This is a genomic window from Chromohalobacter sp. HP20-39 (assembly GCF_033052815.1).
Classification (GTDB): Bacteria; Pseudomonadota; Gammaproteobacteria; order Pseudomonadales; family Halomonadaceae; genus Chromohalobacter.
The window spans coordinates 1-26,841 of the sequence record NZ_JAWHTP010000007.1 but is presented as its reverse complement, the minus strand read 5'-3'; the positions used below and the strand labels follow the sequence as shown (position 1 = coordinate 26,841).

Annotated in this window: 19 protein-coding genes and 1 pseudogene; 1 reads left to right on the top strand and 19 read right to left on the bottom strand. The window is 59.8% G+C overall.

The features are described 5' to 3' along the window. Positions 1-3: 3 nt before the first annotated feature. The 15 genes from RVY79_RS13500 to RVY79_RS13430 all read right to left on the bottom strand — a co-directional run bounded on the left by RVY79_RS13500 (position 4) and on the right by RVY79_RS13430 (position 20,782). Positions 4-1,203 carry an ABC transporter substrate-binding protein gene (locus RVY79_RS13500; protein ID WP_317464811.1) on the bottom strand — a complete coding sequence of 400 codons (1,200 nt, stop codon included), beginning with the start codon at positions 1,201-1,203 and terminating at the stop codon, positions 4-6. Positions 1,204-1,390: 187 nt separating this feature from the next. Then, positions 1,391-2,635 carry an FAD-binding oxidoreductase gene (locus RVY79_RS13495; RefSeq protein WP_317464809.1) on the bottom strand — a complete coding sequence of 415 codons (1,245 nt, stop codon included), beginning with the start codon at positions 2,633-2,635 and terminating at the stop codon, positions 1,391-1,393. A gap of 32 nt (positions 2,636-2,667) precedes the next feature. After that, a complete protein-coding gene (locus tag RVY79_RS13490; protein ID WP_317464807.1) occupies positions 2,668-4,677 on the bottom strand; it encodes a diguanylate cyclase in 2,010 nt (669 codons plus the stop codon). Positions 4,678-4,943: 266 nt separating this feature from the next. Next, the gene (gene galE / locus RVY79_RS13485; protein WP_317464936.1) at positions 4,944-6,065 is read right to left on the bottom strand and encodes a UDP-glucose 4-epimerase GalE; all 1,122 of its coding nucleotides are present in this window, start codon (positions 6,063-6,065) and stop codon (positions 4,944-4,946) included. Beyond that, on the bottom strand, positions 6,065-7,210 hold the full coding sequence (locus tag RVY79_RS13480) for a glycosyltransferase family 4 protein (RefSeq protein ID WP_317464806.1): 1,146 nt from the start codon (positions 7,208-7,210) through the stop codon (positions 6,065-6,067). Before RVY79_RS13480 ends, galE begins: the two co-directional genes overlap by 1 nt. Positions 7,211-7,411: 201 nt before the next feature. Next, on the bottom strand, positions 7,412-8,431 hold the full coding sequence (locus RVY79_RS13475) for a polysaccharide deacetylase family protein (RefSeq protein WP_317464805.1): 1,020 nt from the start codon (positions 8,429-8,431) through the stop codon (positions 7,412-7,414). 11 nt (positions 8,432-8,442) lie between these two features. Next, complete coding sequence (locus RVY79_RS13470) at positions 8,443-9,591, bottom strand: glycosyltransferase (RefSeq protein WP_317464803.1); 1,149 nt, start codon at positions 9,589-9,591, stop codon at positions 8,443-8,445. 93 nt (positions 9,592-9,684) lie between these two features. After that, the gene (locus RVY79_RS13465; protein ID WP_317464801.1) at positions 9,685-10,647 is read right to left on the bottom strand and encodes an acyltransferase; all 963 of its coding nucleotides are present in this window, start codon (positions 10,645-10,647) and stop codon (positions 9,685-9,687) included. Between the two features lie 72 nt (positions 10,648-10,719). Then, entirely contained in the window at positions 10,720-11,709 is a 990-nt protein-coding gene (locus RVY79_RS13460) for a hypothetical protein (protein ID WP_317464799.1), read from the bottom strand. Between the two features lie 38 nt (positions 11,710-11,747). After that, positions 11,748-12,884, bottom strand: a complete 1,137-nt coding sequence (locus RVY79_RS13455) for a glycosyltransferase (protein WP_317464798.1) — start codon at positions 12,882-12,884, stop codon at positions 11,748-11,750. A 10-nt stretch (positions 12,885-12,894) separates the two neighbouring features. Further along, complete coding sequence (locus RVY79_RS13450) at positions 12,895-14,016, bottom strand: glycosyltransferase (RefSeq protein ID WP_317464797.1); 1,122 nt, start codon at positions 14,014-14,016, stop codon at positions 12,895-12,897. Continuing rightward, on the bottom strand, positions 14,013-15,437 hold the full coding sequence (locus RVY79_RS13445; RefSeq protein ID WP_317464796.1) for an oligosaccharide flippase family protein: 1,425 nt from the start codon (positions 15,435-15,437) through the stop codon (positions 14,013-14,015). The genes RVY79_RS13450 and RVY79_RS13445 overlap by 4 nt, the downstream gene beginning before the upstream one ends. Positions 15,438-15,508: 71 nt before the next feature. Beyond that, positions 15,509-17,704, bottom strand: coding sequence for a polysaccharide biosynthesis tyrosine autokinase (locus tag RVY79_RS13440; protein ID WP_317464795.1), 2,196 nt, complete (start codon positions 17,702-17,704; stop codon positions 15,509-15,511). Positions 17,705-17,803: 99 nt separating this feature from the next. Next, positions 17,804-18,964 (bottom strand): polysaccharide export protein, encoded by a 1,161-nt coding sequence (locus RVY79_RS13435; RefSeq protein ID WP_317464794.1) that lies wholly within the window; start codon positions 18,962-18,964, stop codon positions 17,804-17,806. A 462-nt stretch (positions 18,965-19,426) separates the two neighbouring features. After that, entirely contained in the window at positions 19,427-20,782 is a 1,356-nt protein-coding gene (locus RVY79_RS13430; RefSeq protein WP_317464793.1) for an exopolysaccharide biosynthesis polyprenyl glycosylphosphotransferase, read from the bottom strand. A 544-nt stretch (positions 20,783-21,326) separates the two neighbouring features. Between RVY79_RS13430 and RVY79_RS13425 the strand changes: the two genes are divergently transcribed. Continuing rightward, entirely contained in the window at positions 21,327-23,315 is a 1,989-nt protein-coding gene (locus RVY79_RS13425; RefSeq protein ID WP_317464792.1) for a right-handed parallel beta-helix repeat-containing protein, read from the top strand. Positions 23,316-23,402: 87 nt separating this feature from the next. Here RVY79_RS13425 and RVY79_RS13420 read toward each other — a convergent pair whose 3' ends face one another. The 4 genes and pseudogenes from RVY79_RS13420 to RVY79_RS13405 form a co-directional block, all read right to left on the bottom strand. Then, positions 23,403-23,843: a low molecular weight protein-tyrosine-phosphatase gene (locus RVY79_RS13420; RefSeq protein ID WP_317464791.1), complete on the bottom strand. Its 441-nt coding sequence runs from the start codon at positions 23,841-23,843 to the stop codon at positions 23,403-23,405. A 400-nt stretch (positions 23,844-24,243) separates the two neighbouring features. Then, positions 24,244-24,966: an Rpn family recombination-promoting nuclease/putative transposase gene (locus tag RVY79_RS13415; protein ID WP_317464789.1), complete on the bottom strand. Its 723-nt coding sequence runs from the start codon at positions 24,964-24,966 to the stop codon at positions 24,244-24,246. A gap of 118 nt (positions 24,967-25,084) precedes the next feature. After that, positions 25,085-25,267: pseudogene (locus tag RVY79_RS13410) on the bottom strand (Rpn family recombination-promoting nuclease/putative transposase); the annotation flags it as partial. 240 nt (positions 25,268-25,507) lie between these two features. Then, positions 25,508-26,482 (bottom strand): glycine betaine ABC transporter substrate-binding protein, encoded by a 975-nt coding sequence (locus RVY79_RS13405; RefSeq protein WP_317464788.1) that lies wholly within the window; start codon positions 26,480-26,482, stop codon positions 25,508-25,510. Positions 26,483-26,841: the final 359 nt, after the last annotated feature.

The following is a 26,841-nucleotide window of genomic DNA, read 5'->3' as shown; positions in this document are numbered from 1 at the left end:
GGGTTACTCCTTGGCCGCGCCGTTATCGAGCAGGGTGAACCAATCGACCGGCACGAACTGGCCGTCGTCAATGCGCGTGGCCCACACGGCGTCGCTGGCTTGATGATCCTTGGGGCCCAACGTCAGCGATTTGCCGATGCCTAGCTCGACATCTCCCAGGCCTTCCAGACCATCGACGAGTGCCTCGCGGTCGGCATCGGCACCAGCCGCCTCGAGCCCCTTGATGAACAGCGACGCCGCCAGATAGCCCTCCAACGAGACGAAATCGCCGTTGGCGCTATCATTCTCGGCGCGAAGTGCCTCGCGGTAGGCCTTGACGCCCGGCAACTCGGCGTTGTAAGGCGGCACGACCTGGGTGACGATCACGCCCTCGGCCTCCTTGCCAAGCTCATCGAGCAGTGCCTGGCTACCCACGAAAGAGACGTTGAGAAACAACGCATCGGGTAGATCCTTGCGGGCTTCGCGGATGAAATCCGCCGCCGGCCCATAGGTACCCACAATGATCACCGCGCGGGGCGTGACAGGCGCCTGCAGAATGCTCGCGAGTCCGCGATGAACGTTGCGCGTGCCGCGCGTATAGCGGCCATGCGCCAAGCGTTCGGGGTGGGCATAACCGTGATTGGCCAACGCACGCAATGCCCCCTGATAACCGGCATCGCCGTAACCGTCGGCCTGGGTAAAGAAGGCGATCTCCTCGGGTTTGATGCCTGCCAGCAGCAACCCCTCGATCATCGTCGCGGTTTCCTGGGCGTAACTCGCGCGATAGTTGAAGACATAGCGGTCCGGCGGGGACTGACGCAGGACGCCGCTACCGGTGAACGCCCCGATCAAGGGCATTTCATGTTCCAGCAGGATCGGCAGATTGACGATGGCCGTCGGCGTGCCGACATTGCCCAGCATCGCCAATATATCGTCGTCTTCCAGCAGCTCACGAGTCGCCTTGGCCGAGCGCAACGGCTCGTAACCATCGTCACGTGCCACCAGCGTCAGCGTTTCGCCATGCACGCCGCCCGCCTCGTTGGCCTCGGCGAAACGCGCCTCGATGCCCTGTCGCATCCCCTCACCGAGCGATGACGCCGCGCCACTGAAGGGCGCGACCATCCCGACCTTGACCTCCGCCATGGCCGGCGTCGCCATCAACGCGAGCGACACGACACTCACCAGCGACCCTAAGCCCGCCAGCCACCTGTATTGAACCTTCATGTATCCCTGCCTCTTGATAGTGATGCGTGCTATCGCGGGAGCTTATCGGTTCACCCGCGATGCTGATGCAGTCACTATCGGCAGAGGATCAGAAAAGTTGAATGCAGTAATTTAGCCCGTCGGAGATTTGTTCGAAACATCGGCAGGCGTAGACGCTTCTCGAGACACGACAACCCACGCGCCACGCTTACAGGAAGCGCTCGGCGCGGAAGGGCGCCATCTCGATGGCCGGCACCTCGCCTTCCATCATCGATGCAAGGAGCTGTCCGGTCGCCGGCCCCAGCGTAAAGCCTTGATGGGCGTGACCGAGGGCGAACCACAGTCCCTTGTGACGCGGCGCCGGACCGATGATGGGCTTCATATCCGGCGTGCATGGACGCGCGCCCTTCCAGGGGCGTGACTCGAGACGCTCCCCTAGCGGGAACAACCCCCGCGCCGCCGTCTCTGCATCTTCGAGCTGGGCATACCCTGGCGGCGCATCGCGCGGCGCCAGCTCCGCACCGGTGGTCAGGCGAATGCCCGCGCGCATCGGCGACAACAGATAACCGGTATCGGCATCCAGCACCCAATGGTGCAACGTCGCCTCGCCTCGCGCAGCGTAATGCATGTGATAGCCGCGCTTGACGAACAGCGGCAAGCGATAGCCCAGCGTCGCCAGCCAGTCATCCGCCCAGGGTCCCAGCGCGAGCACGATATCGCGGGCCTCGAAGGCGCCGGCGTCCGTGGTCACACGCCAGCCCTCACCATGGCGTGAGATCGCCTGAATTTCGCCGCGCAGGCATGCTCCCCCTTCGGCTTCAAAAGCCTCCGCGTAGGCCGCCACCAAGGCGCCGGGGTCGGCCGCGCTCCAAGGGTCGCGCCAATGCACGGCGCCGATGGCCTGAGCATCCAGATCGGGCTCCCGCTCGCGCAAGGCGCGCGCATCCAGGGCCTCATACGCCAGGCCGAAACGCTCGCCCAGGTCACGGACCTCGCCGAGACGAGCCTCCAGCGTTTGCGGGGTGCGAAAGACTTCCATCCAGCCGTCGCGACGTATCAGTCCCTCGGCCCCCGCCGCCGCGATCATTTGCGCATGCGTGGTGATCGAGAGTTCGATCAACGCAGCATATTCGGGGACGATCCGCGCATAGGCCTCCGGCGCGCTGTGCTGCCAGTACTGCCACAAGGCACGCCCCGCCTGCATCACGCCACGCGGCGTGTAACGAATATCCACGCCCTGGTTGCCCAGCACACGCCACAGAGTGCGCATGTCACGCGGAAAGGCATGCGGCGCCACCGCCTCGCGCTGGATGATGCCGGCATTACCATAGGAGGTCTCACTCCCCGGCGCGCGACGATCCACCAGCCCCACTCGGCGCCCGCACCGCGCGAGATGGTACGCCACGCCGACGCCCACCATGCCCGCACCCAACACCAGGGTATCGTGCTTCATCGTGGTTCCTCTTCATTCGCAACGCGCATCGTTTATTCGCAACGCGCGTCGTTCATCATGCGATTCTTGCCCTGCGCCTTGGCGTCATAACTCGCGGCATCGGCGCGTTTCACCATTGCTTGCGCATCGCTGTCATCGGCACCCAAGCACGAAATACCCAGGCTCACGGTGACACGGTAGCGCTTATCCTGGCGCAGCACCGACAACTCGCTTACGGCATGACGCACCTCTTCGGCGATACGTATGGCTTGTGGGTTGGCACAGCCTGGCAACAAGATGGCGAATTCATCGCCGCCCAGGCGCGCCAGGTGGTCGTCACGGCGCACGCAACCTTCCAGACACCGAGCGATCGCCCGCAGCATCTCATCGCCCAGGGCATGGCCGCCCTCGTCGTTGATCGGTTTGAAACTGTCCAGGTCGAAGAGGATCAACGACGCCGTTTCGCCATGTTCGCGAAAGCGCTGGAAGGTCTCTTCGAGACGCCGCTCGAAACCGCGCCGGTTGAGGAGTCCGCTCAGCGGATCGTGCTCGGCCTCCCAGAGCTGGCGCTTCTGTTGCTCGCGCAGATGGGTAATATCCTTGACGAAACCGACCACGCCTTGCGGCTGTTCACCGTTCATCACCTGACTGGTGTAAAGCTCCAGCCACATCATTCCGCCATCGCCACACTCAAAGCGTAACTGACGATGCAGCTCGTGGCCGCCGTCTACCGCATCGCGCCATAATGCGAACAGCAAGGGGCGATCCTCGGGATGCAGCCGACGTAGCCAGGCGCGATGCCGGAACGATGCCGCCGACAGCCCCGTCAGGGATTCCAGGGCCGGATTGACGTAGCTGATACGCCCCTCGATATCAGCCAGGAACATCGGCAGTGGCGACGAATTCAATACCGCGTCGAGATAGGCCTGGCGGCGGCGGCGTTCCGTACGCTCCCGGCTACGCTCGAACTCCACCGTATTGAAGGTCTGCGCGATGCGTTGCAATTCCTCCAGCGGGGTATCCAGGGAGATGCGCGCGATATCGCCTTGCCCTACCTGCGCGATCTGTCGCGCCAGGCGCCGCAGCGGGGAAAGCCCCATGCGCAGCAGCCACCACAACAAGGGCAGCATCGACAGCACCACGACCACCGCCACCCACCACTGGCGACGCACGTAGTCGACGATGGGTTGATGGATTTGGCTCTGCGGCACGAAAACGCCCACGATCCACCCCGGCCGCCAGACCTGATGGTAACTCATCAACGCTTGCTCACCGTCGAGAACGCGTCCGGTGCCGGTCCCCTGCCAACCGTCCAGCGCCTGTTCGAGCAACGGGCTATCCAATTGGGTCGAAATGTCCTGCATGACCAGCGAATGGTCGGGATGGCTGAGTACCGTACCGTCACTGTCCATCAATACCGCATAGCCCTCTTCACCGATGCGCAGGCTGCGCAAGTCAAGGAAAAAGCGCCCATCGCGCAGGTTGACCACGCCACCCAGCATGCCCGCGAACTTCCCCTGCTCATCATGCAGTGGCACACCCATCACCACCACGGGGCGGTTATCGTAAAGCTGGCTGACGATCGGACGGCCCACGAAGGGGCGCCCAACCTGGCGAATGAAATGAAAATAATCGCGACCCGCCACATTAAGCCCCACGGCGCCAGGTAACCGCGGTGAAAAAGCCATGACGTCACCCTGGGCATTGGTGACGAAGGCCGAATCGAACAGTGTCATCAACGCCGAATGCGCATTCAGGCGTGCCTGGATGTCGGCGGTGTCTTGCTCCTCCAGCGGTTTGCCCGCTTGTAATGCACTGACAGGCGAGTCGGCGATGCTCTCGAGCGTCTCGAGCCGCAACGAAATGGCTTGCTGAATATTGCGCGCAATCAGCTCCGCCTCGTAATCCAGATGCGCTCGATTGATCTCCTCGGCAAGACCACTACCGCCACGCAACGACACCCACAGGATGGCGATGACCAACACACTCCACCCCACGCCGATGCCGAGAATCAAACGTCCCAGCAGTGTCTTGGGCAGCAGTGTCTTGAATAGTCGTTTCATGCGATTTGACCATATTCGCATCATGCCCCGCCGAACCCGTGTCATTATTTAGTGGTAGTGACAAGCGTATCCCAGCGGCTTCAGCGAGCAAACCCTGCGCGCCTCACAGCCCTTTGCGCGTCGTTGTTGTCCTCTCACTTTTCAGCACACACCATTTTCAGCACGCCACATAAATAAAAAACGCTGGTGCACGAGGCACCAGCGTCAAGGCCAAACACGATCGAACGCTTTTTCGAATCAAACCATTATGTTCTCTGTTCGAATCATCACGATGCCACTCGGTTGGTACGTGTGGTGTCGATGAGGTAGATCTTCGGCAAGGCGTTGGCCATACCGCCGGGCTTACCAAGGCTGTCGCGTCGCACCACGCGTTTACTTGGGTACCCTTCAGGATTATGCGATTGCCAGCGCCAGGTATCGGCAATCATGTCGGTCAAGCCGCGCTTGGCTTTCCAGCCCAACTCCTGCGCGGCCAGCGATGCATCGGCCCAGCATTCAGCGATGTCTCCGTCGCGGCGCGGCACGATGCGATACGCCACGTCGCGCTGCGAGACTATCTCGAAGGCACGGACCATTTCGAGCACGGAATAGCCCTGTCCGGTGCCCAGGTTCCAGACATTCACCCCCGGACGATCCGCCAGCACCCGCATCGCCGCCAGATGCCCCTCGACCAGATCCATGACATGGATATAGTCGCGCACCCCCGTCCCGTCCGGCGTGGGGTAGTCGTTGCCGAAGACCGATAACGCCGGCAGACGTCCGATCGCCACCTGGGAGATAAACGGCAGCAGGTTATTGGGCGTGCCCGACGGGTCCTCACCGATGAGCCCACTGGGATGCGCGCCCACGGGATTGAAGTAGCGCAGCAGTGCGATCGACCAGCGCGGGTCGGACCGCGACAGCTTGCGCAACACCTCTTCGACCATCAGCTTGGAATGCCCGTAGGCATTGGTCGGCTGTCCGGTCGGCGCGTTCTCGCTCAACGGCATGCGCGTGGCATCGCCGTACACCGTCGCCGAGGAGCTGAACACCAGACGGAAGACCCCCGCCGCTATCATGGCCTGACACAGCGTAATGGTCCCCGCGACGTTGTTCTCGAAATACGCCAACGGCTCGTTGACGCTTTCCCCCACGGACTTGAGCCCGGCAAAGTGCAACACGTCGCTGATCGCGAAGTCCGTGAACACGTAATCCAGCAGCGAACGATCGCGGATATCACCCTCGATGAACGTCACTTCCTTACCGGTCAACTGTGAGACGCGCTCCAGCGACTCGCGCGAAGCATTGCAGAGGTTATCGATCACGACCACGTCGTGGCCAGCCTCCATGAGTCGCAGCACCATATGCGAGCCGATGTAACCGGCGCCGCCCGTCACTAATATCGTCATCATGCCTCCATTTTCACGCGTTGGTGATTCATCAGGCCGGCCTCCAGGCAGGCCAGATATCCCGCCACGACGATGTCCTGCGAGAATTCCTTTTCGGCGCGTCGACGTGCCGCCACGCCCACCCGGGAGAGCGCCCAGGGCGTCATTACCAGGCACGCGCGCATACGAGCTGCCAGCGACTCCACGTCCTTGACACGACACAGCCAACCGGTTTGGCCATCGGCCACGGCATGGCGGCACCCCGGCACATCGGTGGCGATGGTCGGCCGTCCCATCGCGCCCGCTTCCAATACGGTGGTCGGCAAGCCCTCGCGATAGGACGGCAGCACCAGCACATGGGATTGCGCGAGCCAAGGACGCACGTCGTCCTGAGCGCCGACGTATTCGACGACGCCCCGCTCGTGCCAGGCCTCGATCTCGTCATCCTCGATCGCCGTGCGGTTGCTGATCCCCTTGGGTCCGACGATCAAGAAGCGCGTCTCGGGATTATCAACAATCACTTGCTCGGCTGCCGCGACGTACTCGCGCACGCCCTTGTCGCCCAGCAGCCGCGCGATCAATACAAAGGTGAAAGGGTCGTTCTGTGGCAACGGCGTGAACGCAAAGCGCGCCACATCAACCCCGGCGCCGGGTAGCATGTCCCAGTCGACTTTTTGCAACATGCCTTGGCGCTCGAAGACCTCTCGGTCATCGGGGTTAAGAAAAAACACTCGCCTCGCCCCGGCGTTGGCGAAGCCGTAAAGGCGTCGCACCTGACGAAACAAGTGGCTTTCATGCAGGAACGCCGTCCCCAGACCGGTGACGGTATTGGCATACGGAATTCGCAGGGCACGGCATGCCAGGCCCGAATAGATGTTGGCCTTGACCGTGAAATTGAATACGAAGGCGGGACGCAGCCCGCGCAACTGCCCGTACAGCCAGAACAAGCACTTCCCCTCCCGCGTGGGCGCGGTGCTCTTGCCATCCATGGGCATGGTGCGCAGGGTCACGCCGAACTCTTCGTGCAAGCGTTGCGAATAGTCGTCATGGGGCACCAGGCACACCACACGAAAGCCGCGTTGCTTGAGTACCCTCAAAAACCCCTGGCAGAAGTTGTAGAGAGACCAAGACGTGTTGGAGACCAGCACAATCGTTTTATCGTTCATGGAAACAACTCCTCTGCAATGGCGATCGCATATGGCGCAGCGTTCTTCGGCGGCACGTTCTTGAAGACGCTCTTGAAGACGGTTTTGAAGACACAGGGGCCCCCACCCCTCACGCGAAAGCGCGTGGGAAAGCAATTGATCAAGCGTTATAAAGGCGCCGGACACGTGTGCGGCTAGCGCCCATGGGCTAGGGACGAGAGGCTAGGTCGATGATGGGGCCGTCATGGCCTGCTCATGACGCGCCAGCACATCGCTCATCGACATCGAGCGCATGCCGTATTCGATGGAAAGCACCTGGAAATAGCCGATGATGGCGGCCAAATCACGCAGGTGAGCATCGGTAGCCTCACCGAAGTTGTGCGGATGCCACCACAGATGGAAGATCTCGCCACGCTTGGCGGCACGTCGCATGGCCTGCTTGATGCGTCGTAGCCGCAATGCATCGAACTGCGGTATCCCACGGCGCGGGCGCAGAAACATGCTGGCCGGAATATTCAGCGGGTCGCCCTTGAGGTCGCGCCACTTGATGCCGTGATGGCCGGTCAAGTTGATGTAGCTGTCCAGAAAGCGCAATGCACGCCGGGCGGTCGCATCGCGTTGATGACGCGAGAATCCCGCGCGACGCGGATTGCCGCGATAACAATGAAAGCCGACGTCACGCATCGGCGCCAGATAGGCATCGTCGATCTGATTGCGTGGCAGGACCAACGAACGGGGGTGATGCCCGGTATGCTCGGCGATGGCCATCGCCGCCGCGAGATCGGCCTTGAAGTCCGCCGGCGTCTGGCCCTCTTCATGGCAGTAGTAATGCGAAAAGGTATGCGAGGCGATCTCCTGGCCTGGCGTCTGCGCGATCAGATCGACCAGGGAACGCGCGTAATGCAGTGGATCGCTGGCCTCATCGTCTCCGATCTCCTGCCGATAGTTATCACGCGCCGGATTGGCATAGCGCGGACGCCGCACGGGCGAGAAACGCGTCAACGTTTCGCGGTCCTCGGCGAATAGATAACCCACCGTGGCCCAGGTCGCGCGGATATGGCGTTCACGAAAGAGATCGAGCATCGCCGGTACCGCACGGCGCGCACCGAGCAATTGCCGCATATACGGATGCTCAGGCGTGGTCACGATATCGGACATACCCCAGTGCAATTCGAAGTCCAGCGAAATCACAAAGGCCGGCGGACGCAGCGGCTCGCCTTCGGAGCGGGCTAAATAACTCATCCAGTTAGCATTCATACGTGGCACGCCTGATGCCAGGAAGCGCTGTAACCGTCGATCATGCGTTGCACACTGAAGGAATCGACGACCCGTTGATGCGCGCGCTGCTTACGCGCTTGCCACGCCAGCGCATCCGCGTGTTCATCGAGCGCCAGGGCGAGATGATCCGCCAGCGCGCGAGGGTCGCCAGGAGGCACGATCCAACCGGTATCGCCAACGATGAAAGCCGCGTCGCCGACATCGGTCGACACGCACGGCGTGCCGCAGGCCATGGCCTCGGAGAGCACGTTGGGAAAGGCCTCGCCGAAACGCGACGACAGCACATGCACATCGAGTGCGTTCATCACCGCCGGAATATCGCTACGTCGCCCAACCAGCAGTACCCGGTCACGCACACCGTGGTCTTCCAGCAGTTGGACCAACTCCTCGTTATCGGCATCTAACCCCGCGCCGATCAGCGCACAGCGAAAGTCCCAGCCCAGGCCCTTGAGCTGTGTCAGAGCCGCGATCAGATTGGCATGATCCTTTTGTGGGTCGAAGCGGGCCACCATCCCGAACAGCGGCATGTCAGCGTCGAGTCCCCATCCGGCACGCACCCGTTCCCGCGCTTCGGCGTCAGGGGTGAGCAGCGACAGATTGTAGCCATTGGGCACGACCACGAACTTCATAGCCGCATAACGCAGCTTGCGATGCACCTCGACCGCATGTTGCGAACAACTCACGATGCGACTCGGCACTACGCGCGACAAAGCCCCGCACGCCTTGGCCACCCAGATCGTGCTGCGTTTGGTGACGCCCGGCATCAAATTACTGTTGTGAATCCCCCAGCAGATGGCCTTGACGCCTGCCAGCCTCGCCATGACACCCCCCACCAGGTTGGCGTGATACATCCACGTCTGCACCACATCCGGCCGGAGCGTGCGAATGGTCCGCCACAGCCGCCACAAGCCCGCGAAGGTCACGCGGCCAGGCGACATGTGCAGGTACACGACCTCGATACCGGCCTCGTCGAATCGCGGGCCGTATTGCCCGGCATCCATCAGGCACACCACGCGATGCACGTTGTGACGATCGTTATTGCAAAGTTGGTAAAGCGAATCCTCGGCACCGCCATCGGTCAAGCCGGTGATGACATGCAGGACATTCAGTGGTTTGGCTAGCATAAGAGATTGCATCCTCTCGATTGGCCGACGCCCGACAACAACTGGGCACGGCGGATATGATCTTGAGCAAGCGTCGGTGGTCCGGTGACTTCCTTATCCCCCGAACGCAAACCCCAAACGCTTACGGCTCCCTTTGAGCAACACCACCGCCAGCAGCGACGACGCCAGCGCCAACAGCGCCAGCGTGTTGCCCGGCCGATACGAAAGCGCCTCGAATAGCGAAATGAAAAGCGGGTGGATGAAGTACAACGCGGTCGCGTAATACGCCAGGGACGTGCTGTCGCCGGGGACGTGCATCGACGACACCCACAGAAAAAGTCCCGGGCAAAAGATCAGCAGACTCAAGTACATATCGAACGCCGGCTGGCCTTCGAGCCCGATATAATTGAGGTACGACTCCCCCAGCAGCAGCAACGCGCCGCCCAGGCTCCATAGCATGAAATAGCGACGATCCCACTGGCGCAGCCCTTCACAACGGCGCAGCAGGTAGCCGGTGCAAAAGAAAGGAAAGCCGAAGAACAGGAAGTTGCGGTAAAACCATATCTCGTTGAAGAGCGCATCCAGCGGCGTGCCGGCAAACAGGTGATAATGACCGGCATAAATGAAGAAGGTGCCCATCCCATAAAGCGTCAACGCCAGCACCAACAACGCTTTCAAGGGCAGGTTGCGCAGCATGTACAGCATAATGGCGGCGCCGATCAGCGCGGATAGAAACCATAGATGGTGGTATCCCATGACGGCCACGCGCAGTAACTTCAACAGCTCATAAGGCGTCATCGCCGGAATATCCAACCAAAAATACAAATAAACCAGCATCCAAAAGGCGTACATCGCCACGACCTTCTTGAGCCACGCGACCAGTGACCGTGAGCGAATCACGCTAATGAAGAAATACCCGCTGGCCATCATGAAAATCGGCACTACGATGCGAAACAGACCCTGCACCGTCAGCTGATACCCCAGGTCGCTATACCCCATTAAAACCTGGGCATGTGAAATCACTACAATAACGGCCAATGTCAGCTTAAGCACATCCAACGAAACATTGCGCTGCATTTTTACCTCCCCCTCGTTTCCCCTCGCCCCGAATAAAAATGCTGACGCATCTTCATCTCTCATAAAGCACTTTTACATGGTTCCGTCGGCAGCCCAGCCGTAACCAGGAACCCCCAGCACCGGGTACCACTGCATGCAGAAATAGAAGGCATATAGCGCATAGACCGCATAACGTCGCCAGTCACTTAACCCCAAGGATGCCAACAGCACCACCAACATGCCGCTCTCGAAAACACGCGCAGTCACGGGCAACAGAAAGTAGGTCGACAAATAAAAGACCAGAATGGTCGCCGCAAAAAAATTGTTTTTAAGAAACTCCTTGCCCTCCATAAAGAAAATCACGGTAAACATGGCCCAGAATACAAATGCCAACCCCGACCCGTCGGAACCCATGGCACTATACTCGGCACTCTCGCCTTGCCGTGCCCCAAGTGCACCGGCCAGCCACATCCCCAACGCCCCCAGCACGATGCCCATGCCCAAGGTGTACGCCACGCGCCATACCGTCGAAATTCTGAATGTCGAAAAGGCGATATTGAGAAGAAGCAAGGCATCAATGAAGAAAAAAGAGGCATGCACTAACGGCGCCAACCCGATGAAGAAGATACGCAGAGGCAAGTAACGACACCACCAACCGATAAAGAACACCGTAATCCCCAAGCCCTGGCGCAAATGAATGATGTGGTTTTTCAAAACCTGAGGCATCAGGATAAAAAGTATCAACAAGAATGCGTATTTTGGATAGCTTCGCAACACCAGAAACGAGACCCAAAACGAAGAAAAGAAAATTATCAAGCGTAAAGTATCTTCCGGCGTAAAATGTCTTGACGCCCAGATATTCAACAACAGCCATATCGGCTCGTTAGTAATAATCGTCTTGAGGCTACTAGCGGCATACATCACGAATATTTCATCGGAGTGCTTGGCGTAGATGAGATAATTGGCACGATCGATATAGCCGTCGATATCCAATCCCATCAGAAACCAGGCATAAAAACCGGCCAGGGCCAAACACATGACCTTGTAACCGAACGAGCCATTGGTGGGTATCAGTAATTTCATCATTTGCCTCGACGTACGGGGCGCTTGCGCGCCTGAACTCAAATGGACTGACGCTGCATGACGTGTAAATAGGCCTGAACGGCCTGACCGAGATCGAATTGCTGCGCGCGTCGCTCGACATCGGGACGGGGGTTACCGCTGAGGCCCGCCAACATCGCCTCATGTAACGCCACCGAATCTCCCACCGGCACCAACTGTCCCCAGGCACCGTCTTCCAGAATTTCCGCCGGTCCGCAGGGGCAATCGGTACTCACCACAGCTGTTCCACAGGCCATGGCCTCAGCCAGTACATTGCCGAAACCTTCCCAGGCCGAAGACAATACGAATAGCGAGGCTTGGCGCATCCAGGCATAGGGATTGTCGACGAAGCCCATAAAGGCGACGTCATCACTCAACCTGAGCGACGCCACCATTGCCTCAAGGCTCTCGCGAAGCTCTCCCTCGCCGAGGATCACCAACCGCGCTTCGCGGTGGGCACGCAAAGCAGCAAAGGCCTTGATCAAGGTGGGATAATCCTTTTGCGCGGCGAGTCGCCCCACCGCCAGAATCACCGGCGGCTCGTCGGGTGCGAGCCAGGGATGCGTCACCGTGAGCATGCTCAGTTCGCGCAGACGCTCTGTGACCGCCGGGTTGTAGATCACATCGATACGCTCGCGCGGCAACCCCAAAGCCTTGGATAGTTCATCGGCCACCCCGCTGGAAACAGCGACGATGCCGTTCGCCCAGGGATAGCAACGACGCATCAATAACGGGATGAGCCACGAGCGCCCCATGGGCTCGGCGCGCATATCACGCGTCACGTTGTTGTGCTCGGAGATCACCACCCGCGTGCCCACGTTCGCCAGCCGGCTGGCCCACAACGCCACTACGTTGGCGTAATTGAGCGCCGACAACAGCACCGGCGGCTGCTCACGACGCAAGTAACGTACCAGCACCGGTACGCTGTAGAGCACCCGAGCAGCCCGCAAGTCGATCAAGCGCACCGCCGACGAGACATTCTTCACGTAAGCCCCGGTGGCATGTGCAACGACAAGATCCACCCGCCAGCCTTGCGCAGCGAGCCCATTGGCCAGAGTCACCATCACCATTTCGGCGCCGCCGCCTTCCAACGAAGGCAAGAACAGCGCAATCGCCACGCCGCTCGTCTCACCCAACGGGGATTCGGCAGTCGCCATGCATTGAACGCTACCCAAAACGTCGCTCCTTCGGCATGGTCACGCGTAGTGCATGCAGATAGCCATGCAGTGCCTGATGAAGGTCGAAACTAAGCGCCCGGTGGCGAACATCGGGATGCGTTTCATCGTTGAGCGTCGCAGCGATGGCCCGCGCCAACGCCGGAGCATCGCCCACCGGCACCAGCCGCCCCCACTTGCCATCTTCGAGGATCTCCGCCGAACCACTGGGACAATCGGTACTCACCACCGGCGTACCGCAGGCCATGGCCTCGGCCAGCACGTTGCAAAAACCTTCCCACGCCGACGACAACACGAACAGCGACGCCTGACGCATCCACGGATAGGGGTTATCGACAAAGCCCGGCAACGCCACGTCATCGCCGATACCCAATTCGGCGATGCGCGCCTCCAGCACCGAGCGCAGTTCGCCCTCGCCGAGAATCACCAGCCGCGCCGTATGTGTCTTGCGTACTTCGGCGAAGGCCTCGATCAGGGTCGCGAAATCCTTCTGCACAGTCAGCCGCCCCGCCGCGACGATGACCGGTGGCTCGCCATCGGCCAGCCAAGGATGCACGACCGGCGCCTCGCTAAGTTGAGGTAGATTCGAATTGATAGGGTTATAGACGACATCGATGCGCTCACGGGGCAAGCGCACCGTCTGCGCCAGATCATCCGCCACCCCACCAGAAACCGCGACGATAGCGTCCGCCGAGGGATAGCTCAGGCGCATCAACCACGGCACCAGCCGCTCGAAGCGATCACTCGACATATCGTGCGACAGCGTATTGCGCTCCGAGACCACCAGCCGAGTCTTGGCCCCCGACAGCTTGCGCGCCCACAGCGCAATAATGTTGGCGTGGTTGAGTGCCGAGAGTAAGGCGTGCGGGCGTTCGCGACGCAGGTAGCGCACCAGCGCCGGCAAGCTGAACAGCACGCGCGAAGCACCGAGCTCCACCAAACGCACTTGTGGCGAGACATCCGCCAGATACGCACCCTTGGCCGCAACCACGACGAGATCCACCGGCACACCGCGTGCAGCGAACCCATTGGCGAGCGTCACCATCACCCGTTCCGCGCCCCCTCCCACTAACGAAGGCAAAAACACCGCAATGCGCTTATCGTCATCTTTCATTTGGCCGTCCATCGCTTGGCGAACACCCACTCGCGTACATTCGCCACGTTCATCGAAAATGCGCTAACGGTATAAACTGCCGCTCCCCACAGCACTTGCTCGGCCAGGGCCAGCGCCCCACTCGCCTCACGCAGTGGCCACAGGCACGCCACCATGATGGCGCCGCATAATAGAATCTTGAGGTTGTCCCGCGTGACCAGGGAGATCGCGAACAAACGTCGCCCCAGCAATATGCTCAGCGCCAGCGCCACGCCATACGCGATTAGCGTGGCGTACGCCGCGCCCACCAGGCCTAAGGCCGGAATGAACAGCAGATTGAGCGCCACATTGACCAACGCCGCACCACCGTTGATCCACACTTGATAAAGCGTCTTTTCGCTTAGCTGAAAGGCCAGATCGAAGTGAAAGGCACGGATGCAGCACATGAAGATGGCCAAGGCGACCCACGGCACCAGCTGCGTCGCGCCAGCATGGAACGCCTCGCCCAACATCAACGCGACGATCTGCGGCGCCAGCACGATAAAGCCCAGCGTCACCGGTATCGCAATCAAGAGCAGCATGCTGCCGTTGCGGTCCAACTGTTCCCGCGCCGCCTCGCGACCGTGATGCTCGAGCGCGCGCACCACCAAGGGATACGCCGCCAGATTGACCGTCACCAGCAGGAGGTTGATGACATGCGCGACCAGATCGTAGCCCGCCGTATAGATGCCCACCGCGTCGTTGCCCAGCATCCACGCCAGCAGAAAGCGATCGGAACTCGAGACCACGAACTCCAGGGCGAAGGTCGCAGTTAACGGCAACCCATAGACCAGCAATGGCTTCAACGCCGGCACTAGTGCCAGCGACGGGCGTGCCTCCCGCCACAGCGACGCCCCCAGCACCAGCACGGCCGCGAGCATCCCCACCAGCATTGCCAACAGGGGCCCAAAAGACCCAAAGCCCCAGGTGATCAACAGCACGCCGAGTCCCAACGCGATGACCGCCCGCACCCCTGCCATCAAGCCATAACGCAACGGATTGAGCTGGCTGCGCATCAGCTCCAGGCTCAGTTCGAACCCGGCCTGCACCCAGATCAACGGCACGGCGATCAGCACCAACGACTGCAGCGCGGGGTCGCTCACCGCCAGCAACACCCCCACGCCCACCACGCCAGTGATGAGCGCCACGCTGGTATACGCCAGCAACAGCGTGCTCAATAGGCGCCGTGGATCGTCCATGTTGGCCGGAAAGAACCGCAACAATGAGAGGCGAATCCACTGGAAGCACACCACATTGACCAACCCCACCCAGACCACCACCAAGGCGTAGATCCCGTAGTCGCTGGGCGACAACATCCGGGTATAGATCGCGATGGCCAGGAAGTTCAGTAGCCCCGGCACACCGCGCGCCAAGCCGTAATAAGCGGTATAGCGAATCAGCAAGGTTCACTCCTCGAACGCGTCTAGCGCGCGCTATGGCGACGTAAGACCGGTTAACGGTACGCATGGTGAGGTCAGTGATAGGAATAGTTGTAATAACCATAGGTGTACGCCGTGGCCGCCTTGCGCTCCAAGCCGTTGAGAATCGCGCCCTTGACGCGTACCCCACCGGTATCCAGGCGACGCATGGCCAGCTCGACTTCCTTGGGCGGGTTGACCTGGAAGCGTGCCACCATCAGCGTCGTGCCCACGCGCTTACCGATGACCGTGGCATCGGTCACCGCCAGCACCGGCGGCGAGTCGACGATCACCAGGTCGTAACGCTCGCTGGCCGTGGCCAGCAACTCGGTGAAACGCGACGACGCCAACAGTTCCGAAGCATTGGGCGGCACCACGCCGCGCGCCAAGTACTCGAGGCCATCGACACTCTCTACCACGCGCACCATCTCTGCCAGGCTATGGCGGCCGGCCAGCACTTCGCTCAAGCCATCCTCGGAGGACCCCTTGAAGATCTTGTGCATCTGCCCCTTGCGCATGTCGCCGTCGATCACCAACACGCGCTGTCCGTTCTGGGCACACACCGCCGCCAGGTTGGCCGCAATGAAGCTCTTGCCCACCCCGGGGCTCGGCCCGGTGATCATCAAGCGATTGTCGGTGCTATCGAGCATCGCGAAATGCAGGCTGGTACGCAGGCTGCGCAACGCTTCGATAGACACATCCAGTGGCCGATGCCAGGCCAGCAACCCCGCCGGCACGCTCTGCGAACGGCTGCCACGACGAATACGCCGATTGAGTTTGTTCTGGTCATCCGACTTGGGCACGATGGCATAGACAGGCAGGCCCAGTTGTTCGAGCTGATCGGGGCTTTCCAGGCCGCGATTGAACATTGCCCGCAGCATCACCACCGCCACCGCGAATACGGCGCCCAGTATCGTCGCCAGAGCGATGATCATGAGCTTGTTGGGCGCCACCGGGCGCGGAAACGCAGCCGCCTCATCGAGTACCCGCACGTTGCCTACCGTGCTCGCCTCGGCGATCTGCATCTCCTGCACCTTGTTACGCAGTTGCACATAGATTTCCTGGTTGACCGAGACATCACGCTGCATGCGCAAGACCTCCTGCTGGGTCTCCGGCATACCGTTGATACGCTCTTCCAGGGCGCTCAACTCGTTCTTGAGCTGCGCTTTCTTCTCCAGCAAGGCGGCATAGGTCGGGTGGCTCGGCGTGAAACGACGAGAAATCTCCGCTTCGGAAAACTCGAGTTCATTAAGCTGGCTTTCCAGATTGACCACGCGGTCTAGCACCGACTTGGTTTCCATGGAAATATCCACGCTATCGTGTTCCGAGCGATAGGCGTTGAGTTGCTGCTCGGCATCGACAAGTTTATCCCGCACGGCGGGGACCTGCTTATTTAGAAACTCAAGGCTCTTGCGCGCCTCTTCGGACTGACGCTGGATATTCTGCGTGACGTAGATATCGCCGATGGTCGTCAATATCCGCGCAGCCAATGCAGGCGAAGGATCGGTCAGGCTCCAGGCAATAATGCCCGTGCCGTTGCCTTGTTCAGCCACGCCGAAGTTGTCGCGCAGCATGTCGACAGCGACCACGCGTTGCTCATGCGCTAGCTCGAAGGTCGCGCCCGGCGAAGCCGAGATCGATGCCACTTCGACGCCCACCGCTTTACCCAGGAAATAAGACACCTCACCGACGCGCCCCTCACCCAGACGCTCGCCGCGATAGTGCAAGGCATAGCGCTGCTCATCGAGTACCTCGAGGATGAACGTGTGGCCAAGATAAGCATCGTCGACCGGCATCGACGCCAACTCGATACTGTCGTCCGCCCAGGCATAGCCCCAGTCCTGCGCGAACGCGGGCGCAGCGATGTGATGACGTTTCAGAAAGTTGCCGATGACCGGCAGGCGCACCGGCTCAACACGAAGATCCAGATTGAGAATGCCCACCGCTTGCCCCAGTACCATGCGCGATTGCATGATCTGCATTTCGGCACGCGACGGCGGTAACTGCGGCATCATGGCGGCGGCTGTCGCATCCGCCAATGGATTCTGAGGGGTCTTGGTTTCCACCTGCACCAGCGAATCGGCCCGGAATATCGGCGTCGCGAAGTAGGCATACGCCGTCCCCACGAGCGCGAACAGCACGATCAAACTGATCATTAACCCCTTGGCATCGAACAATAAACCCAGAATGCGACCCAACTCCATATCATCGGAGGTTTTAGTCGCTTGCGGGGCCGGTACATTGAGATTCATAGAATTCCCACTCCATGAGAATGTGGGTCCAAGACCCGGCACCGTATCGAGCCAATTGTATTGGTCGGCAGCGGTGTCGGGGCTCGAGACAATGACGGCTTATAAGTTGTCGTCGATGTCCTGGATGTCACGCGTGGCCTGCGTCAGCTCGTAGATCGCCGTCACACTCGGCAGAATCTGGCTGATGACGCGGTTCCAGCGCGCGATCGGGGCGGCAGTGACATACACCACATCGGTAGGCTGCAGGATGAACTCCGCCCCCAGCGCGAAGGAGATCGCGTTATTGGCGTTGAGCTGATAGACGGTGGCGAAGGTATCGCTATCGACATCGTGGTTGCGGCGAATCACGAAGATACCCGAGGCATCGGCGCTGTTCTCGTTGATACCGCCGGCCTGGGCCAAGGCATTGGTCAGCGAGAAGCGCGTATTGGGCATCGGCACAGCCGCCGGCGCGTTGACTTCACCCATCACATAAACCTGCTGATTGCCGACCACCGGCACATGCAATACGTCGCCATCCTGCAGCAACAAGTTTTGCCCCATATGGCCATTGACCAGCATGTCGTACACCGAGAGATGCATCTCTTCGCCGTTACGCGTCAGCACGACATTGTGCCAATCCCCACCCTGGGTAAGACCGCCCACGCTACTGAGTGCATCCAGTACCCGCAGCGGCACGTTGGTGATGGGCTGCGCGCCGGCCTGCTCGACCTGCCCCGTGACGTAGGCCTTCTGAGCATTGAAGGCAGCGACTTTCACATCCACCTGGGGCTGTGCGATGTAGCCCTGCAAGCGGCGCTGAATTTCCTCGCGAACATCACGCACCGTCCGTCCCGCGACGTCTACCTGGCCGATATAGGGATAGAAGATGGTGCCGTCCGAATGCACCACATTGCCCGACTCCTCGGCGCTACGCTCACTCCCGGCGGGAATCGTCAGTTCAGGATGGTCATATACCACCACACTGAGAATATCGCCGCGTCCTATCAGGTAGTCATAATCGAGATCGCTCTCGGGGACGGCATTTTCGCTGTAATCGAACAACGAATCGCGCAACTCATCTTCTGTTGCGGCCAGCGTCTTGACCAGACTCGGCGTAATCGGTTTGATCTCGATATTATCGGAAAGATTTTCCCCCTGCGTGTCGTATCCCATATGGCTACCGGGCGCGAACGCACAGCCCGACAGAGCCACCACCAAAGAAAGCCCCAGCAGCGGCTTTCTCCACCCCGAACGATATTCCATGCGGCTTACAGTCATGCCGATTCCCTCACTCGTCATTTTGTTAGGGCTTAAGATTCTTTTACCCACGCTACCGCCCTGGAGCGACACCACATCTCCCGGGCCATAACCACTAACTTTCAAATACCTATCTTGCTTATATCCTGCGGCACGTATGTCTCGCGTTACGCAATCATTTAATTACGCACCTTTTGAATTACGCGCAGCTTTCCTTGGTTACATTCTTATCTGCTTGCGAATTTCATTCTATGCGCTGTGTAACGTTTCATAGACTGAATTCACACAATGTTTACATTGGATTTTACTCGTTACTAAATCGCGCCTTTTAATCAGAAAACTCATCCACCCGATGTGAGAAATCAACCTACAGGAGCACGATAAACTAACCCTTAAACTTAAACGCATAGAATAAAGCGCCCCCGCACAAAGACGGGGGCGACATACGCCATGCTTCAACTCAATAGTCAACGCGGACGCGCCTCAACGTGCCCCAAACCCAGTGCCGATCGTTTTCAACGTACGCAGAAGAATCAGCACATCGAGCCATAGCGAGAAATGCTTGATGTAATAGAAGTCGTATTGCAGCTTGATGGCCATGTCATCGACCTCCGCCGCATAGCCCTGCTCGACTTGAGCCCAGCCCGAAATCCCCGGTTTGACGACACGCCGGTAGCTGAAAAGCGGTATGTCCTGCTCGTACCACTGCGAGAGATCCACAGGCTCGGGGCGGGGGCCAATGAAGCTCATGTCACCCTTGAGCACATTGAATAGCTGCGGGAGTTCATCCAGGCGGTACTTGCGAATGATCTTGCCCACTGGCGTGATACGCGGGTCGTCCTCACCGGAGACGAACTCTTTGCCCTTGATATCGCAGTACATGCTGCGGAATTTGTAGATGCGAAACGGCACGCCGCGATGGCCCATACGACGCTGCACGAACAGCACCGGCCCTGGGCTGTCATGGCGTATGGCCCAAGCCGTGGCCAGCATGATCGGCGCCAACAGCGGCAACAACAGCAACGCGCCGCATAGATCCAGGCCGCGCTTGCAGGCGCTATACAGCGGCGACGGCAACAACGAGGACAGCTCCGTATCCGCGAGATGTTCCAACTTGACACGCCCGGTGCGTGACTCGTCGAGCTGCTTAAGTTGATACACCGGGATCCCATGCAGCATGCACTTGGTCAAAAAGTGTATCCACTCGTGATTGAGGGCGTCGCTGCGCAGATCCGCAACGATGCCGTCGATACGCTGCGCCCCCAGGCGCGGCACATCGAGACGGTACAGTTCGCCGCCTTCGAGCTCGCCAAGATGGCGCGCGTCACCCAACGGCACCACCGCAAAACGCGGCCGCCGAAAGCGCTGCACCGCGGCGTAGCCGATAAAAAACCACACCAGGCTCGCAGCGTAGCCCCCCCACAAAACACGCGTGTCCAAACGCTCGATACCCAACAGAAGTGCCCAGGCCCCCACGAACACCATGCTGACCAGCGGCACGGCGAACATTGAGGCCTGCGTACCGGGGAAACGCGTCATGCGGCGCAAGAAGAAAAGCGTGACCAGAAACGCCGCCCCCACCGCCCATAGCGTGGTGGCGAGCCCCGGCGCCATGCTGCGCCAGAAGCCCCCGCCATGCACCATCAAAGGCGGCACCATCACAACCAGCGGCAACCCCACGACGAAGTGCAAAGGTGTCCCCATCAGGCACTGCTCATACCAACGTGAATGGCGCCGCTCGTAACGCGTATCGAATGCATCGCTACTCGACAGTAACGACTCGCTCCCCACCCATGCCGAACGATCAAGCTTCTCGAAGACTTTATGCTTATTGAACATGATTGACGCCACCTTTATCAGTGTCCCGTACCGCCCATTAAAGGGCATCAAATAACCGGGTTTTCGCCAAACAAGTTACAAAGCGTCCACATTCAAAGCCAGACGGTTTTAGTGGTAAACATGCCCCATATTACTAATGCTAAAAATCGCAAAATTCGTAGGTCAATTCTCAGTCGCACCTTATACTCAAAACGCCACCATGATTTCATATCAAAAAAACCATCACAGATGACAAATAATTACAATCTCATCGTCATAAAGATAACAAAAATAACCAGAATAATTAAAAATGAGAAAAATACGCTTCCCGATGGGAAATATTTCACCTTATCGCGCAACACAACCTCCTCTACGCTAGGCCTCACGTTAGGGGGATGATATGAATACTTCGAGAAGACGACTTTTGGTTCGCCTACTCCACGGCGGCGTCGTACTGACCGCCTCCGGTCTATTGCCGGCTCACACTATGGGCATGGAAAAAAACGCAGCAGACATAGAAAAAAGAGAAAAGAAGGGGCAAACAATCCCGGGGGGAGCGCAGGCTGTGCATGCCGATTCCATCGCCGACATGCAGGCGCTGGACGTTGCCCACCTCCATGATGGGCAACGCGTCGAGGTGGCCAGTTTCCACGCGGGGGGAACACTCGGCGGGGGAAGCTTCATCTGGTACGCCAATGAACAACGCGCCGAAGACGGCGGCACTTGTTTTCGTGCTCACGACCAAGCCGGAGGACGCTTTCTGAGACGCCTCGACGACACGCTGACGCCGGCCATGTTTGGCGCACGCGGCGACGGCAGCGACCAGTATCCCGCCTTGAAGCAACTGGCCCAGGTCGCCAGTACCCAGCAGCGCGATGTCATCTTCCCCGAGGGCGACTTCGCCTCATCGGGTACGGGGTTACGCTTCACAGGCATCCGCGTGACCGGGGCGGGCGTCACGCGTACGACCATTCGTTATACCGGTGACGCTCGAGGTTCACTGGTGGAGATCGATGATGGCGCCACCCTCTCCGGCATGACACTGGATGGCAATGTCAGTGACGACCCCGCCCATTGGAGCGCCTCCAATCACGACGCCTTTACCGGCTGCCTGCCACTGGACCTCATGGGCCACGACGTCACCGCCCACGACCTCGTATGCCGCCGCTCTCCCCTTGCCTGCCTCCGCGTTGGAGCACGCAATTTCGTGCTCCGCGATGTCATCGCCGAGCATGCGCGCGGCAACTACGGCGACGGTATCTTTATCGTCGACGCCCACGACGGCATCGTCGAACGCTGCCAGGCGCGTGACTTCACGCGTATCGGCTTCGTCTCCGACACTTACGGCGAAAGCCCGGAGCACATCCTCAGCGAGCGCATCGACTTCATCGACTGTCTCGCCGAAAACGGCCACCACGCCAGCATCGATTACGGAGATGACGAGTACAACGCCGGCTTCTGGGCCGAAAACAGCCACGACGTGCGTTTTATCAATTGCCGCTCACGCAATACGACGCATCACGGCTTCGTCGCCACCACCGGACGTATTCCTACACTGGGTATCGGCCACTTCACCCTGCGCGGCTGCATCGCCGAAACCACGGGCGATGGGTACCTACTCAGCGACTTGCACGGCATTCCCGTACGCCATACCGTCGACGACTGCCTGGCACGCGACGTCGCCAGGGGCTTCTGCATCGAGATGGACCTCGCAGCCAGCCGACTCACGGGACAACGATTCACCACGTTCCTGCGTGGCAGCCGACGCAGCGGTAACACACTATCGCTCACAGGCGACGGGCATATCGACATCCGCCATCTCGATGAAACCTGGCAAACCTTCTATCCACGCCGCCATGAGAGCATTCGGGCCAGCTACGCGTCGGTCGTCGCCGCAGACGGCTTCAAAGGCGCACTGCAGCTCGCCCACTTTCAGAGCCGACACGGCGTTACCGACAAACCCACCGCCGTGGGCTTCAAGCTGATCGGGCAATCGCACCTGCACGATTTCACATTGACCGACACTCACGCACGGCTCTTTCATGTCCCCGCCGAGCGCATCACCCTGCACGACTGCGAGATCCCCTCCGGCTGGGTCAAAGCCTTCGACGCGCTCGACGTAGATACCTGCCGGCTCGGCGACGGCGTGCCGCGCTTTGATATCTTCGAGACCACGCAGCAGCATCGCTACCGGCACTGCCAATTCGACTTCACCCCCGGCGGCGGGCACCTCTACCTGCACAACAGCGACAAGCGCAATTCCCGGCATGTAGTGCGCTTCGAAACATGTCACTTCAAGAAAAACCTGACCGAACACGGCTACATGATCACCCTCGATGCCGCGCCGGGGGTCTTCCTGGCCAAGGAAAGCAACTACCTCACCTTCCGCGACTGCACCTTCGAGAACACCGGCCAAGCCACCAACATTCCCGCGATACGTACTCATCAGCGCCCACCGCAAGCAGCGCTCATCGGGCACGGCAACCGCAAGAACGCCACACTCAACACCCTCACCACTTTCGAACTCGACGACGGGCTCATGGCGGAGGGCTAACGGCGTAACCACATCCCACCCCACAAACGCCAACGGCCCCATAAAGGGGCCGCTGTTCATACATCACCACATTAGTTTAAACCAACGCTACAACTTTCCCGCCCATGCCTCGGCCGCGTTGACCAATTGCCGGTGTACGTGAGTAAACGCCTCGTCGCTCTTGCCATAGGGGTCGGAGATTTCCGGGTTGGCCAGCCAGCGCCCGAACAGCATGGTCTTGCCCAACGCCGAGGGTAACAACTCCCCCACCGCACGGCGTTGGCGCTCCGTCATCACCAGGACAAGGTCCGCCTCACGCAGCATCGTTTCATCGATCTGGCGTGCCGAATGCGCCTTGAGCGCCTTGGCGATCTCGGGCTGCTCGGCCTCCGCCAACGCACGGGAATGCGCCTCGACGCCTTCGCCCACCCGTGCGCCAAGTCCCGCCGTGGTGATCGTTCGTTCAGGATACTGCCGCTGCAACAGCGCCGCCGCCACCGGGCTACGACAGATATTGCCCGTACACACCACCAGAATACGCTTGAACATCAATGCCGAGCCCCATTTCGCTTTGCATAACGCCCTATCGTGACGCCAAGGCGCCCCAACAGGAAGATGAAAAGCCTCGCCAGACAAGTATGATCACGCTCATCCCCCGGCCACAAACGACAACGGCCCCAAAAGGAGCCGTTTAAAACACAGTTCATGATCAAAAGCCGGGATAGGTCAATGCTTATCATCGAGGCGCAACTCGTAATCATTGGAGGGGTCGAGTAACTCGCCATACGCGCTCCTGTCTCGATCCAGAAAGCCTACCGCGTTGCGGGTATCTGATGACAGGAGAATATCGCGAATAAATTCGCTTCCACTAATATCCATTCACAACCTGGGTGGATGCTCTTGTAGGAGGGACTTCAGTCGCGATTATATTAACGCGAGCGTCGCGCGATTAGGGCGTGCCTTGCTCGCGCAGTCCTTCCACGTCGGCCACCGTCAGCCCCGTGGCCTCGGCGATCTGTTCATCACTGAGTACACCCAGCTTGATCAGGTTGCGGGCGGTCTTCTCGATGCCCCGTTGTTCGCCTTCCTGACGCCCTTCCTGACGCCCTTCTTGCCGCTCTTTCTCGGCCCAGGTCCGCAAATTTTCTGCCAACATATCTTTATCCTCCACCAAACTGTTGAGCCGATCCAGGTCGACCTCGGCCCCGAGTCGTTGAAGGTGGCGCTTCAACCAGCGGGTAATGATCGTGTCGATACGGTTCTTGTTCGGATCAGCCTGGATGATCGCCACGATCCGGTCCACGGCTTGCTGGAGACTCCGGCGATCCTTGGATGCCTTCTCGACACTGAACACCCCACTCAGCGGCGTCTGTACCAATCCCAACTCTTGGTCAGTATAGCGCCCTTCGTCGACCAGGTAATAGCGCAGGTGTGGTTGATAGACCTGCAGAAAACTCGGGGGTTCCGGGGCGATCATGCGATAGACATCCAACGGCGCCGCCCAACGGTCCAAGCCATTGTAGAGCACCACCGGAAACACCGGCGGCAGGCCTAGGCGGGGCGTGGTGACCTTCTGCTTGAGTAGCTCGCTGTAGAAGCAGGCGACGTAGTGCATCAGACGGATCGGCATGGTGCGATCCACCGACGACTGAAACAGATGTGCGCCATCCATGGCGCCCACCCTTCGGGCGCACTGAAGTGCGCCCAAATTCATTCCCGATGAATTTGTCAAGCAAGATGTACAAATACACTTCTTGCATCACCCCGTCCCACGTCACCTCAACCGACCACACCACATCCTCGATCTTCTCTTCGAACATCGGCGTGATGTAATGGCCGTTGTGCTGCCTGAGCGTCGTGAAGTCCATCAGCGCGGCAATCTCGGCAGGTGCAAAGCCTTCGATCAACTGCTGCACGAACTCCGGGTGGCTGAACAGCTCCTTGTAGCCGGTATCGTGGTGTTGACTCGCCATGCGTGCTCCTGTCTCGATCCTGAAAGCCTACTGCGTTACGGGCGCCTGCGACAGAGACTATCACGAATAAATTCGATCCCACTAATGTATTATCACAACCTGGGTGGGCGCCACGCCTCGGCCGCGTTGACCAATTGCCGGTGAACGTGGCTATTGACGCAACGCCCTATCGTGACGCCAGGGCGCTGCGGCGGGCTTTATGCAGCGTTTCCATAGTATGCAAACTTCAGGAAGCGGGCTTCAGGGAGCGGGCTTCGCCAGATCGCTGATCTTTTCAAGATCGTAGCGCTGCGCGGTCTCGGCGGTAACCACGAAGCCGTTCTTGTCTTGCGCAGGGGCTGGCTTGAAGCCCACCAGGTCGTGTTCGGGCAGCAATGCCGATAGGGGTTGTCCGCTCGTGTCGGCGAGCGTGTTCAGCCAGCCACCCAGACTGCCGGTGTATTCCGGAAACAGGTCGATCTCGCCACTTTCGAGCAGGGGCAGATAAGTGGCGCGGTTGCCGATTTCCCGCCGATGCCGGGTCGGGTATCCCGCCTGATCAAGCGCCTGGTGGTACATTTCCGCCAGGATGATGCTCTCGGCGAAGTTACCAGAGCCGACCACGATGGTGGGGCCCTCTTTTGTCGGCGCACTCTCCGAAGGCGCGGGCGCTCCGTGCTCCTGCAGCCACTCCCGGGCGATGGTCTCCGCCGCCACCCCGTCGAGCGCGAAGCGCCGATTCATCTCGGCCAGCTCCGGGGTCGTCAGGTCTGCGCTGAGCGGATTGAGTACCTTACCGAGCCCGGGATAGGCGTCGGCGATGGACTGGTGGGCCACCGGGATGATGTTCTCCGCCGGTTGGGCGTGACGGTCATCCTCCAGCAAGACGAAGCGGTCAGTGGCAAGATACCCATTGGTGGTGAAGAGCACGCCGATCTGGATGTCTCCGTTCAGAAGCGCCTCTCGTGTGCGCGGCCCACCGGGGTCGGTGACCACGAAGTCGGCGAAGTGCAAGCCGTACTCTTCCTCGAGCGCGGGCAGGCAGTACGGCTCATGGGGACACTCCTTGCCGGAGCCGAACACGAACTGGTTGGCGATGGTTTCCGGCCCGTGCTTGCCGGCCGACTCGTCCTGCTCGGCCTCACTGGCCGACAAGGACGGCGTTGCCAGCAGCAAAGCGGCCAGGGCCGTGCTGAACATCAGGGAGCTGCGTCCGGTCAGTAGCTGGTTGCTCAATTCGATCACCCCGTCATATTGAAGTTGTAAGGCAGATTGTTAGGCATTGTCGAAGCGCCGAGGCCCATCGCCAGCATCAACGTTCGACACGAAATGAACACACACCCTATATAGCTATCGCTGTCGTTACAAAATCCTGGGGGCATAACTCGCCGATGCGTCTCGCCGGCCTCTCCCACACGCGCGCCAAGACCCGTCGTAGCGATCATGCTACGGCCACACACAAAAACGGCCTCAAAAGAGGCCGTCATCAAACACCTGTTCAGGGTCAATTAAACTAGGTGTCGGGTCCCGTGTGATTGACTACCCGCTTGGTAAATAACTCAGGACGCTTGGTCTGCCATTCCTTCATCATCGCA

Bases quoted from the DNA above. Each gene is read 5' to 3' on its own strand.
- RVY79_RS13460 (WP_317464799.1), bottom strand. From the start codon at position 11,709: ATGAAATTACTGATACCCACCAATGGCTCGTTCGGTTACAAGGTCATG.
- RVY79_RS13450 (WP_317464797.1), bottom strand. From the start codon at position 14,016: ATGAAAGATGACGATAAGCGCATTGCGGTGTTTTTGCCTTCGTTAGTG.
- RVY79_RS13435 (WP_317464794.1), bottom strand. From the start codon at position 18,964: ATGACTGTAAGCCGCATGGAATATCGTTCGGGGTGGAGAAAGCCGCTG.
- RVY79_RS13465 (WP_317464801.1), bottom strand. From the start codon at position 10,647: ATGCAGCGCAATGTTTCGTTGGATGTGCTTAAGCTGACATTGGCCGTT.
- RVY79_RS13475 (WP_317464805.1), bottom strand. From the start codon at position 8,431: ATGAGTTATTTAGCCCGCTCCGAAGGCGAGCCGCTGCGTCCGCCGGCC.
- RVY79_RS13500 (WP_317464811.1), bottom strand. From the start codon at position 1,203: ATGAAGGTTCAATACAGGTGGCTGGCGGGCTTAGGGTCGCTGGTGAGT.
- RVY79_RS13420 (WP_317464791.1), bottom strand. From the start codon at position 23,843: ATGTTCAAGCGTATTCTGGTGGTGTGTACGGGCAATATCTGTCGTAGC.
- RVY79_RS13430 (WP_317464793.1), bottom strand. From the start codon at position 20,782: ATGTTCAATAAGCATAAAGTCTTCGAGAAGCTTGATCGTTCGGCATGG.
- RVY79_RS13440 (WP_317464795.1), bottom strand. From the start codon at position 17,704: ATGAATCTCAATGTACCGGCCCCGCAAGCGACTAAAACCTCCGATGAT.
- RVY79_RS13495 (WP_317464809.1), bottom strand. From the start codon at position 2,635: ATGAAGCACGATACCCTGGTGTTGGGTGCGGGCATGGTGGGCGTCGGC.
- RVY79_RS13455 (WP_317464798.1), bottom strand. From the start codon at position 12,884: ATGGCGACTGCCGAATCCCCGTTGGGTGAGACGAGCGGCGTGGCGATT.
- RVY79_RS13415 (WP_317464789.1), bottom strand. From the start codon at position 24,966: ATGGATGGCGCACATCTGTTTCAGTCGTCGGTGGATCGCACCATGCCG.
- RVY79_RS13470 (WP_317464803.1), bottom strand. From the start codon at position 9,591: ATGCTAGCCAAACCACTGAATGTCCTGCATGTCATCACCGGCTTGACC.
- galE (WP_317464936.1), bottom strand. From the start codon at position 6,065: ATGACGATATTAGTGACGGGCGGCGCCGGTTACATCGGCTCGCATATG.
- RVY79_RS13490 (WP_317464807.1), bottom strand. From the start codon at position 4,677: ATGAAACGACTATTCAAGACACTGCTGCCCAAGACACTGCTGGGACGT.
- RVY79_RS13480 (WP_317464806.1), bottom strand. From the start codon at position 7,210: ATGAACGATAAAACGATTGTGCTGGTCTCCAACACGTCTTGGTCTCTC.